The organism is Sandarakinorhabdus limnophila DSM 17366 (genome assembly GCF_945882885.1).
Lineage (GTDB): Bacteria > Pseudomonadota > Alphaproteobacteria > Sphingomonadales > Sphingomonadaceae > Sandarakinorhabdus > Sandarakinorhabdus limnophila_A.
Genome location: NZ_CAMCWT010000065.1, coordinates 1 through 11492, shown reverse-complemented (window position 1 = coordinate 11492; position 11492 = coordinate 1). Strand labels below are relative to the sequence as shown.

The 11492-nt window shown below is 65.3% G+C and carries 10 protein-coding genes; 3 read left to right on the top strand and 7 right to left on the bottom strand.

Annotated elements, in window-relative coordinates:
- The 4 genes from Q7O19_RS11775 to ubiA form a co-directional block, all read right to left on the bottom strand.
- Positions 1-1217 (bottom strand): MFS transporter (locus Q7O19_RS11775; protein ID WP_303810708.1); only part of this gene is annotated, 1217 nt, incomplete at its 3' end.
- Positions 1218-1274: 57 nt separating this feature from the next.
- A complete protein-coding gene (locus Q7O19_RS11770) occupies positions 1275-2111 on the bottom strand; it encodes a 3'(2'),5'-bisphosphate nucleotidase CysQ (RefSeq protein WP_303810707.1) in 837 nt (278 codons plus the stop codon).
- Positions 2108-3454 (bottom strand): TldD/PmbA family protein, encoded by a 1347-nt coding sequence (locus Q7O19_RS11765; RefSeq protein WP_303810706.1) that lies wholly within the window; start codon positions 3452-3454, stop codon positions 2108-2110. Before Q7O19_RS11765 ends, Q7O19_RS11770 begins: the two co-directional genes overlap by 4 nt.
- 199 nt (positions 3455-3653) lie before the next feature.
- Positions 3654-4580, bottom strand: a complete 927-nt coding sequence (gene ubiA / locus Q7O19_RS11760) for a 4-hydroxybenzoate octaprenyltransferase (RefSeq protein WP_303810705.1) — start codon at positions 4578-4580, stop codon at positions 3654-3656.
- On the opposite strand from ubiA, the gene Q7O19_RS11755 reads away from it, so the two are divergent.
- Entirely contained in the window at positions 4579-5313 is a 735-nt protein-coding gene (locus Q7O19_RS11755; protein WP_303810704.1) for a 16S rRNA (uracil(1498)-N(3))-methyltransferase, read from the top strand. The genes ubiA and Q7O19_RS11755 overlap by 2 nt on opposite strands.
- Here Q7O19_RS11755 and Q7O19_RS11750 read toward each other — a convergent pair.
- The 3 genes from Q7O19_RS11750 to Q7O19_RS11740 all read right to left on the bottom strand — a co-directional run bounded on the left by Q7O19_RS11750 (position 5297) and on the right by Q7O19_RS11740 (position 9586).
- A complete protein-coding gene (locus tag Q7O19_RS11750; RefSeq protein ID WP_303810703.1) occupies positions 5297-7603 on the bottom strand; it encodes a penicillin acylase family protein in 2307 nt (768 codons plus the stop codon). The two genes, Q7O19_RS11755 and Q7O19_RS11750, sit on opposite strands and share 17 nt — an antisense overlap.
- A complete protein-coding gene (locus Q7O19_RS11745; RefSeq protein WP_303810702.1) occupies positions 7600-9345 on the bottom strand; it encodes an amidohydrolase family protein in 1746 nt (581 codons plus the stop codon). The genes Q7O19_RS11750 and Q7O19_RS11745 overlap by 4 nt, the downstream gene beginning before the upstream one ends.
- Positions 9346-9421: 76 nt before the next feature.
- Entirely contained in the window at positions 9422-9586 is a 165-nt protein-coding gene (locus tag Q7O19_RS11740) for a hypothetical protein (RefSeq protein ID WP_303810701.1), read from the bottom strand.
- A gap of 154 nt (positions 9587-9740) precedes the next feature.
- Between Q7O19_RS11740 and Q7O19_RS11735 the strand changes: the two genes are divergently transcribed.
- Positions 9741-11114: a glutamate--cysteine ligase gene (locus Q7O19_RS11735; protein ID WP_303810700.1), complete on the top strand. Its 1374-nt coding sequence runs from the start codon at positions 9741-9743 to the stop codon at positions 11112-11114.
- A 196-nt stretch (positions 11115-11310) separates the two neighbouring features.
- On the top strand, positions 11311-11492 hold a 182-nt coding region (locus Q7O19_RS11730), incomplete at its 3' end, for a hypothetical protein (protein WP_303810699.1).

The following is an 11492-nucleotide window of genomic DNA, read 5'->3' as shown; positions in this document are numbered from 1 at the left end:
AGGCCATCGATGGCGGATTGCGTGTTGGCTGCACCCAGCTTGGCGTCAAAGCCCACGGCGTCGAGCACGGCATAGGCCAAGCCCACCGGTATCGCGTAACCAAGCTTCTGCACCCCCACCAGCACGGCATAATAGAGCCCGGCATTGCTGCGCCCGGTGGCGAGCGTTTCGGCATCGGTGACATCGGCCAGCATGGCGCGCACCAGGAACGGCGGGGCCACCGCCGGGATGCCAGCCAGCAACATGCCTGCGGCCGCCACCCAGAAACCGGCATTCGGTGCCAGCACCAGGCCCATGTGCAGCACGGCATAGCTGCCGATCGCCCAGGCCACCGCCATGTGTTTCGAGGTGCGTCGCGCCACCCAGCCCCACAGCGGCGCGCCGATCAGGCCGGCGGCGAAATAGAACAGCAGCAGCAGGCGTGCATCGGCCTGCGAAAAGCCGCGTGCGGCTTCGAAGAAGAACACCAGCAGCGCACCGCCAAAACCGGCAGGCAGGGTGGCGAGCAGATCGATCAGCAGCAGTCGCTGCAACAAAGGCCGTTTCAATGCGGTCTTCACATCGCTCCAGCCATGTGGGGAGCCATGGAGGGGCGCACCATCGGGGACACCGGTGGACACCGCCAGCAACGCCGGCAGCATCAGTGCCAGCAACACCCAGCCCATGGCGTGCACGCCCAGCGCCGTCGAAGGCTCCAGCCCCCAGCGCGGGCCCAGCGCATTGACCAGCGGCGGCACCGCCAGCAGGCCCATCAACGCGATCATGTTGGTGCCCTGCCACCAGCCGAAAATGCGGCTGCGTTCGTGATAATCGGTTGATAGTGCCTGGCCCCAGCTGGTGTGTGCCACGGCCGCTGCCGAATAGCCGGCGTACATCAGCAACAGGCCCAGAAAGGCGCGCAACGGTGACAGACCGGGTTCGGCAAAAAAGACCAGGGCCAGCCCGGCCATCATAACCAACCCGCCGATGACCATCCAAGGCCGAAAGCGGCCCCATTTCGTATCAGTGCGGTCGATCCCGTGGCCGAACACGATATCCAATGGCAGATCGATCCAGCGCACGGCAGAAAAGATGATGCCGGTCAGCGCCAGATCCAGCCCAAGCGTGCCGGCATAGTACGGCGGCAGATAGACAATCAACGGCAGACCGACGCCAGTGAGCGGCAGGCAGGGCGCGGCAAAGGCGGCCAGCGTCAGGCGTTTGAGTGGTGCGGCCATTGTCTCTCCCCAGCGCCTACAATGTGGCGCGGGGCAGGGCGGCGCAAGCCTGTGATTTCAGGCGGCAAGCCCCCGCCGCCGGGCGGCGAAAGCCTTGAGCGCATGATCAAGCCGCGACAGCACTTCGCCGTGCAGCGCTGGGGTGGCGGCAGCAATGCCATGGATCACCGGTTGCGGCTGGTTGAAGGCCAATGCTGCGCCGTGGCGATCCGTCAACACGCCGCCGGCTTCGGCCAGGATCAGGCTGGCGGCGGCCACATCCCATTCGGCGATGCTGCGCCCTTCCAGCCACGCGTCGGCTTCATCAGTCGCCAGCATCGCCATGCGCAGCGCCAGGCTGTTGGGCTTGGCCACGGCCGTGCCGGGCCAGGGTGACGGCCAGAAGGCTGCGGTGAGATTGGGCTGGTCGATCGGCAGGCGCACACCTTCCAGCGTGGCGAGGCCCGACACCGCGAGGCGCTTGCCATTCAAGGTCGCGCCGCGCCCGACCCCGGCAGCATAGAGCCGATCCTGTGCCGGCGCGTTGAGCACCGCGGCAACCACGGTACCAGCTTCGACCAGCGCCACCGATACGGCCCAGCCTGTCCGCCCGCGCAGGAAATCGCGGGTGCCGTCGATGGGATCGATCACCCACACCCGGCGGCGTTCCAGCCGGGCCGCGCTGTCGGCGCTTTCTTCCGACAGCCAGCCATCATCCGGGCGGGCAGCTGTGATCACGCCCTTCAAATAATCATTCACCGCCATATCGGCGGCACACACTGGGCTGCCATCGGCCTTGTCCCACCTGGCCGGAGATTTGCCGAAATGCGCCATGGCGATGCGCCCGGCATTGGCAGCGATCTCGGCCGCCAGCGCCAGATCAGCGTCGCGCGCCGACGGGCTGTGCGGGGTCAACTGCCCGCCACCATCATACCATCGATGCGCAGCGTTGGCGCGTTGCTGGCATGACGAAATTCAAGATCATTGCCGGCGATCATCTTGGCAAACATGTCGAGCAGATTGCCGGCGATGGTGATTTCGGCCACGGGGCGGGTGATCTCGCCATTCTCGATCAGATAGCCGCTGGCCCCCCGGCTGTAATCGCCGGTGAGGCCGTTGACGCCCATGCCGATCAGCTCGGTGACGAGAATGCCCTGCTTGATATCGGCCATCAGTTCGGCCGGCGTGGCTGTGCCGCCTTCCAGGTGCAGGTTGGTGGTACCGGCGCCCGGTGGCCCAGAGGTGCCGCGGCTGGCATGACCGGTGGGGGCGAGGCCCAACTGCTTGGCGCTGGCCACGTCCATCAGCCAGCCAGTCAGCACGCCCTGTTCGATGATGGCGGTGCGCTGTGCCGCCAAACCTTCGCCATCAAAGGCACGGCTGCGCAGGCCGCGGCGGCGCAGCGGATCATCGATGATCGACAGGCCGGCGGGCAGGATGGCCTGGCCAAGCTTGTCTTTCAGGAAGCTGGTGCCGCGCGCGATGGCGCTGCCGGTGATGGCGCCCACAAGGTGCCCAAGCAGCGTTGATGAAACGCGCGGATCGAACAGGATCGGCATCTGGCCGCTTGGCAACTTGATCGGGTGCAGGCGGTTGATGGCGCGCTGGCCGGCGCGGGTGCCGATATCTTCGGCTGATTCAACATCAGCCAGATAGCGGGCGGCGTGCCAGGCATAATCGCGCTGCATGTCGCTGCCCGTGCCGGCGACGACACTGGCCGAAAGGCTGTGGCTGGTCGATTTCTTGCCGCCGCGAAAGCCCGTCGATGTGGCCAGCGCCATCACAACTGTCCCAGCTGCAGCGCCGGCGCCTTCGCTGTTGATGACGCCTTCGATGGCGCGGGCAGCATCCTCGCTTTCCAGCGCGCGTAACTTCAGGGCCGCCGCGCTGATCTCGGTGGGATCATCGACATCAAGTTCCGCAAACGGTCCGCGTGCCAGCCCATCTTCGGGGGCCAGGCCGGCATAAGGGTCTTCGGGGGCCAGCCGCGCCATGGCAACGGCGCGCTCCGCCGCTTCGCGCAGGGCCGACGGCGTCAGATCGGAAGAAGAGATGCTGGCCGAACGCTGGCCAACAAACACGCGGATACCGATTTCCTCGCCCTCGGCGCGGCCGATATCCTCCAGCTTGCCAAGGCGGACCGAAATGGAGGTGGCGCCATCGCCGACATACAGCGCGTCGGCGGCGTCGGCCCCCGCAGCGCGGGCGGCAGCAAGGGCGGCATCAAGGCGGGTGAGGGCATCATCAGGGGACAGCATGGCCCAGATGTAGGGTGGTGGGCTGCCGCTGTCACGGCCCAATCACTGCGTCTCTTTGTCGAATTCGTGCAATGAGACGACGGCGCGCCATGAGACACTTCGGTCAGTTCGACACAGGTGATGGGTGGGCCAGCCTGATGTCGGCAAATAACAGGGCGCGCGGGCCTGTTCCAACCCAGGGGCAGGCCCGCAGCTGCGTTCAGGCCAGACCCACAGACGCACAGGCCGCCGCCCACAGTGCACCAGCCAGCCGATTGGAACGGAACAGCAGCAGTGCGTTGGCCGGCGCGGTATCGGCCAGTTTCACCACCTGCCAGCCAAGTTGCACGGCCAGCGGCAGCAACGCCAGCATGGCCAGTGCCTGCCCGGCGACAATCCACAGGGCCGCTGCCCACAGGATCAGCGCCAGCGAATAGAAGCCCGCCACGCCGGCGCGCGCTTTCGGCCCGAGCGCGCGGGCAGAGGATTTGATGCCGGCCAGTGCATCATCCTCGATATCCTGCAGGGCGTAGATGGTATCGTATCCCAGCGTCCAGGCGATGCCGCCGGCCCACAGCAGCCACATTGCTGGCGCGTCGAGGGCTGCTATTGCGGCCCAGCCAACCAGTGCCCCCCAGTTAAAGGTGAGGCCCAGCCAGGCCTGCGGCCACCAGGTGATGCGCTTCATGAAGGGATAGGCCGCCACCGGAATCAGGCTGGCTAGCGCGACGATCTGGGCCAGCCCGCGCAGTTGCAGCAGCACGACGAGGCCGATCAGCGACAGCGCCACCGCAAAGGCCAGCGCGGCCTTCACGGAGATACGACCCGAGGCGACCGGGCGATCGCGGGTGCGCTCCACCTGGGCATCAAGATCGCGATCGACGATATCGTTCCACACGCAGCCGGCGCCGCGCATGGCGATGCTGCCAAAACCGAACCACAGCACCAGCCACGGCGCGCGCTGGAGTCCGCCGGCCAGCGCCAGCCCGGCGATGCACGGCCAGAACAACAGCCAGGTGCCCGCCGGCCGGTCGAGCCGGGCGAGGCGGGCATAGGCCTGCGCACCCGCCGGTAGCAGATCGATCCAGCTCTTGACCGCGTCTGGCGTTGCGTTGGTAGGGGCAGGCGGCGTAACCACTTTGCTCATGAGCGAATTCGACCGCAGCTTGTCAACCACGCCGCGTCTGCATGTGCAGGGTGCACTCGGTGCGGGTGCGCTTATCACGCTGGATCAGCCGCAATCCCATTATCTCGGCAGCGTCATGCGCCGCCAGACTGGGGACATGGTGCGGCTGTTCAATGGCCGGGATGGTGAATGGGCGGCGCGGGTGGCGAGCGTGGCGAAGAAAGCGGTGACGTTGGTGGCCGAATGGCAGAGCGCGCACCAGGAACAAGTGCCCGACTTGTGGCTGTGCGCCGCGCCCTTGAAAAAGGGACGCATCGACTGGCTGGTGGAGAAGGCCTGCGAACTTGGTGTGGCGCGGCTGCAGTTGGTGACGACGCAGCGCACCGTGGTGGACAAGCCCAACCTCGATCGGCTGGGCGCCCATCTGGTCGAGGCCGCCGAACAATCGGGGCGAACGGCGGTGCCGGAATTGCCCGCGCCACTGCTACTTGAACAATTGCTCAAGAACTGGCCCGGAGGCCGCTCTCTGATCTTTGCCGATGAATCCGGCGGCACGCCACTGGCAGAGGCGAAGGCGCCAGCACCGGCCGCCATCCTGATCGGCCCGGAAGGCGGCTTCACCGTTCAGGAGCGCGAGGCCATCCGCGCCCATCCAGCCGCAGTGCCGATCAGCCTCGGCCCGCGTATATTGCGGGCCGATACGGCGGCGCTGGCGGCCATTGCCGTCTGGCAGGCGATCAACGGCCAGGGGTGACGCTGATGATGCGTTCCGACTCCTGCAGCACGCGCGGGCGGCTCCAGACGAAGGGCACGTAATTGCGTGTTGCCCAGCGCGCGAACAGATCGCGGTAGTGAGGGCTGGCCGGATCGCCGGATTGGCCAGGCGTGTTGATCGCCATGCTGTTGTCCCACGCGCCCACGTCCATCACCACGCGCACCGACGCGCCGGAAACAACGCGAAAATCGGGGCCTGTTCCCATCGCCATGGGGGTGGAACCGCTGCCACCGATCGGCACCGGGCCCACGCGGCGTTCGGCATCGCGGCCGGCGATCGGCAGGGAAGGTTGGAAATCGGCGCGGTGCAGCGCGCCCCAGCGCCAGGTGGCGGGATCGGGGCCGAGCAGGCGGGCGGTTTCGGCAAAGGCGAGCCCGAGCGAGCCAAGCAATATCTCCGCCCGCAGCGCGGCAGAATCGGGACCGAGCAGTTTACCGTCTTCCAGTACCGGCAGGATGTTGCCGATGCTAGTGCGGCCGAAGTTGCGGCGGGCCGCTTCCGGCACGATGGCCTTCACCGCGCTTGCGGCCAAATGGCGGGCGGCCCAGATCTCATAGAGGGCCGCTGCGGCCGAATCCGGCCCTTCATGGCCATTCCAGTTGCCGAGCAGCGCCAGCGCGCCACGCTCATTGGCGTCGCGGCCGGCAAGGCCCTGCAGCAGTGCCACGGCGCGGCGGGCCATGGGGGAAGTCGGGTCGTTCTGCAGTGCCATCGCATCGGTGAGGCCGAATTTCGGTTTCGATCCGATCACTTCGGAAATGCGGGTGATGCGGCTGCGGTCTGCCCATTCCAGGCCAAGCAGATGCGGATAGCCGGCCGGAATGTTCATTTCGTTGGCGGTGGCGATCCAGCCATCGGCCGGGTTGTGCTTCACCGGCATCAGTTTCGCATCGAGCAGCCCGGTCCAGCGGTGGGCCTTGCCGGCGGGCACCGGCAGCAGGCCATCACCGGCCGCGCGCACCGGCACGAAGCCGCCTGGCGCCCAGCCGATATCGCCGGCGCGATTGGCAAACAGCAGATTGAGCGGCGGCGCCCCCCAATGATCGCGGGCGACAAGGAAATCATCCCAAGTCTTTGCCGTCCACGCCCAGCTGGCGTTGAAATAGGCAGACGCGCCGGGCTTGGTCCAGGTGGCGCGAAGGGCGAAACTGCGGCCCGACGTGGGATCTTCGTGGATGATCGGGCCGTCGTCTGTGAACTTCAGCACCACCTCGCGCGGGGCTTCGCCCTTCACCTCGATGCGCTCGCGCACTTCGGTGAGTTTCGTCTCCTTGGGGTTCACCACCAGATCCTGCTGATCGATGGCGAAGATGGTGATCGCCCAGGCCACATCCTCGTTGTGGCCAAAACTGATCCCGGGCAGCGCCGGCTCGCCCGATCCGGCGATCTTCAGTTCCGGCGTGTCGATGTGCGACAGGTAACGCAGGTTGGGCACGGCATGGGCGCGGTGCGGATCATTGGCCAATATCGGACGGCCGGTGGCAGACTTGCCTGCGCTGATCACCCAGTTGTTGCTGCCTTCCTGGATGTCGGGATCGAGGCTGGCCACCACAATCTTCTGGCCATCAAAACGCACATCGCCGGTGCCGAGCGCATAATCATCAAGCACGTCGGCCGGGATGCTGCACGGGTCGAGCCCCTTGGGGATGCTCACCGTGTGCGCTGGCGCCAGCTCGCGGCGTAGCGGTTCATATTTGAGGTCGCCGCCGCACAGGGCGCGGGCGCGAACGACTTCGCTGGTCAGGTTGCTGGCCAGTGCGTTGGAACGGATGCGCACCACGTCGTCGGCCTGCCAGCGTTCCGGCCTGGTGTTGGTGGCGCTGAACTCGATGGGCAGCGGCGCGCGGCCGGTCTCCACATCGGCAACATAGGCGTTGATGCCGGCGGCGAACCCCTCGGTCCAGACCTTGGCTTGCGACGGATAGGCTGCCCATTCGGCCGCCATCTCGCCGCGATAGAGCAGCAGCCGCGCGGCGCGGTCCTGCGCGACGAACTGCGCGCCGAAACTGGCCGAGAGCCGCCCCAGACCACGTTTGCGCCACAGATCAATCTGCCACAGCCGATCCCGCGCCACGGCATAGCCCTGCAGGAAAAAGCCATCGCGGGCATTGGCGGCATAGATGTGCGGAATGCCGGCGCGGTCGATGATGATCTCGCCCGGCGCGGTGAGGCCGGGCAGAGCGCGGCTTTCCGCAAAGGCCCCGGGAGGCGCTTCCTGGGCGGTCACCGCCGTGGTCAGCAGCAGGGCGGCGGCGACAGCGCGGATCATTCAGCGGCCAGTGCAGCGGTGGCGGGCGATGCCTGTGGCCCGCGGATCAGGCCGCCGGGCAGGGCGCCGGTCATCTGGCCGTTGCGGAACGTCACCTCGCCGTTCTTGATCGTTGCCACATAGCCATCGGCCTTCTGCAGCAGGCGCTTGCCGCCGGCGGGCAGATCGAACGCCAGCCACGGCTTGCCCAGTTGCAGCCGGTCCAGATCGATGATGTTGAAATCGGCGAGGTATCCCGGTGCGATGACGCCGCGATCATTGAGGCCATACAGCTTCGCCGTGTCGTGGCACTGGCGGCGGATGGCGTTTTCCAGGGTGACCGTGCCGCGCGTCCGGTCCCGCACCCAATGTTGCAGCAGATAGGTCGGGCTGGCGGCATCGCAGATGGTGCCGCAATGAGCGCCGCCGTCGGACAGCGAGATCACCACGTCGTCCCGGTGCAGCAAGCCCTTGACGAAATCGAGGTTGCCATCGGCGTAATTGAGGATGGGGAAATAGATGAAGCCCTTGCCTTCATCGCGGCTGAGCAGGTCATAGGCATATTCAGCCGGGTCCTTGCCGGCGGCCCTGGCCATCGCAAAGATGGTTTCGGCTTGCGTCGGCTCGTAGTTGAAGCCTTCCGTCATTTCGAACTGCAGCTGCCAGCCCATCGCGACCGCCATGAGGAGCGGCAGCACATCGGTTTCGGGCCAGACATTGTCTTCGGCCAACAGCTTTGCCTTGAACGCCGGATCGCGCAGATGCTGCCACTGCTCTTCCCACGGCAGCGCCTCGATCGCCTGCCAGCTGGGCCGGAACTTGAACGGGTGCACGGTACCGCGCCACGCCATCAAGATGCCGTTGCCGCGAATGGCGATCTGGGCGACGATGTTGGCGCCATTTGCATTGGCGCGTGCGGTCTCGCTCATTTGCTCTTCCCACGGCAGTTCCTTGGCGATAGACTGTAGCATGGTGAAGGTGACGGGTAGGCCGGTCTCACGGCTCATTTCGGCCATCCAGCCGAATTCATCCCACTCGCGCTTCAGATCGCTGGCCATTTCGAACACACCATGGCCCACCTTGCCCATGGCGCGGCCAATGGCGATCAGCTCGTCCTTCTCGGCGGTGGTGCCGGGCACCAGTTCGCCATCGATGCTCTTGTGCAGGATGGTGCGGCTGGTGGAGAATCCCAGTGCACCGGCCTTCACGCCATCGGCGACGATTTCGGCCATTTTCGCAATGTCGTCTGCGGTCGGCTTTTCGTTGCGGGCACCGCGCTCGCCCATCACATAGGCGCGCACGGCGCCGTGCGGCACATGGGTGGCGACATCGATGGTGCGTTGCCGCTTTTCCAGCGCGGTGAGATATTCGGGGAATGTCTCCCAGTCCCAGGTCATGCCTTCGGCCAGCGCCGTGCCGGGGATATCCTCCACCCCTTCCATCAGGCCGATCAGCCATTGGTGCTTTTCGGGCTTGGCCGGCGCAAAGCCGACACCGCAATTGCCCATCACCACGGTGGTGACCCCGTGCCACGACGACGGCGCCATTTCCGAATCCCAAGTCGCCTGGCCATCATAATGGGTGTGGATGTCGACAAAGCCGGGCGTGACGATCAGCCCCTTGGCGTCAATCTCCTCGCGCCCCGGAGCGGCAACGGCGCCCACGGCCGTGATGCGGCCACCATCGACGGCGATATCGCCGGTGAAGCGTGGATTGCCGCTGCCATCAACGATGGTGCCGTCGCGGATCACGAGATCATGCATGGCCAATTCCTCCTGCGAAAGGCGGGGAGGATGCCAGATCAGCGCTGCAGCGCAATCCTGCCGCTTTGCAGTGGGATCAGCCGCGTGGCGGCCTGGCGCTTTCGGCCTGTTGCGGCCGTTCCGGATCGGGCGGCAGATGGCCCCAACGGTCATCGGCCTTCACTGGCGCAGCCTGGCTCTGCTCCACGCCACAGGCGGTGAGCGGCAGCAGCGCCAGAATCAACAAAATTGCAACTCTCATGGCGGCCAATGTGGGCAAACATGACATTATGGCAAGGGGCAGAATGACACCTTCGCCACGATGAGTGCCCCGCCTGATAACCCGAACGCTGCAATGAAATCGCAACAGGGCCGCTTCATTGCGCCAACGGGGCAACGGCGTTAAGGCGCAAGGCATGAGCAACAAGGTGACTTCCGCCGGCGATGACATTATCATCGAATCGCGCGACCAGTTGGTTTCGGTGTTCGACGCCGGCGCCAAGCCCCGCGACGCCTGGCGCATCGGTACCGAGCACGAGAAATTCGTTTACCGCACCGAAGATCATCGCGCGCCGTCGTACAGCGAAGCTGGCGGCATCAGCGACCTGTTGATGGCGATGACGCGCTATGGCTGGGAGCCGATCCTGGAAGGCGGGAACGTGATCGCGCTGAAGGGTGCCGATGGCAACATCAGCCTGGAACCGGCCGGCCAGTTCGAACTGTCGGGCGCCCCGCTGGAAAATCTGCACCAGACCTGTGCGGAATCGAACCGCCACCTGAAGCAATGCCGCGAGCTGGGCGCCGAACTGGGCCTAGGTTTCCTTGGCCTGGGCTTCTGGCCCGACAAGACGCGCGCCGAACTGCCGATCATGCCCAAGGGCCGGTATGACATCATGCTGCGCCACATGCCGCGTGTTGGCAGCCTTGGCCTCGACATGATGCTGCGCACCTGCACGATCCAGACCAACCTGGATTATGGCAGCGAAGCCGATATGGCGCAGAAATTCCGGGTGAGCCTGGCGCTGCAGCCAATCGCCACCGCATTGTTCGCCAATTCGCCGTTCACGGAAGGCAAGCCCAACGGCTTCAAATCGTTCCGCAGCCATATCTGGACCGACACCGATCCGGCCCGCACCGGCATCCTGCCCTTCGTGTTCGAAGATGGCTTCGGGTACGAACATTATACTGATTACGCGCTCGATGTGCCGATGTACTTCGTCTATCGCGACGGCAAGTATATCGACGCAGCCGGCCTATCGTTCCGCGATTTCCTCGCTGGCAAATTGTCGGTACTGCCCGGTGAGAAGCCGCGGCTGGGTGACTGGAAGGATCATCTGTCCACTGCGTTCCCGGAAGTGCGGATGAAGGGCTATCTGGAAATGCGCGGCGCCGATGGCGGGCGCTGGGATCGCATCTGCGCGCTGCCGGCACTGTGGGTCGGCCTGCTTTATGATCAGACGGCGCTGGATGCAGCGTGGGATCTGGTCAAGCACTGGACGCCGGAAGACCATGATCGCCTGCGCCGGGAAGTGCCGGCGCTGGCTTTGGGCGCGGCCAGTCCTAATGGTGGTACCCTGAAGGATCTGGCGGCTGAAGTGCTGAAGATCTCAGATGCTGGACTTGCCGCCCGCGCCCGGTTGAATAACGCCGGCGATACCGAACAGGGCTTCCTCAACCCGCTGCGCCAGATTGTCGCCAGTGGCATGACCACGGCCGATCGGCTGCTGGCGCTCTACAGCGGGTCATGGGGCGGCGACATCAGCCGCGTTTACGAAGCCGAAAGTTATTGAATCATCAGCAGTATTGCCAAGTAGTGGCAACGGTGCGGGCTGAAGCAGTCTTTTGGACTGTTGCAGCAGAGACACTGCTGTTGTGCAGACAGCTTTTGCCTTTTGCTTGCCGCCTCTTGACGGCGACACGCAAAGGTTAAACACTCTCCTTTTGTCACGACCCGGACCACTCCACGGTTGGAGCCAAGGCTGGGCGATGGCCATTTTGGGGAGAAGATTGATGGGGGTGATGCGCCTTCGCAACAGCTGTGCAGCTGTTGCCTTGTTTTCCACTATTGCGGTTATCGGCAGCCCGGTTTTTGCACAGGCGGCGCCCCAGGCAACGGCCAATACAGAGGCTGTTGAGAGCGAAATCATCGTTACCGGCAGCTTCATTCG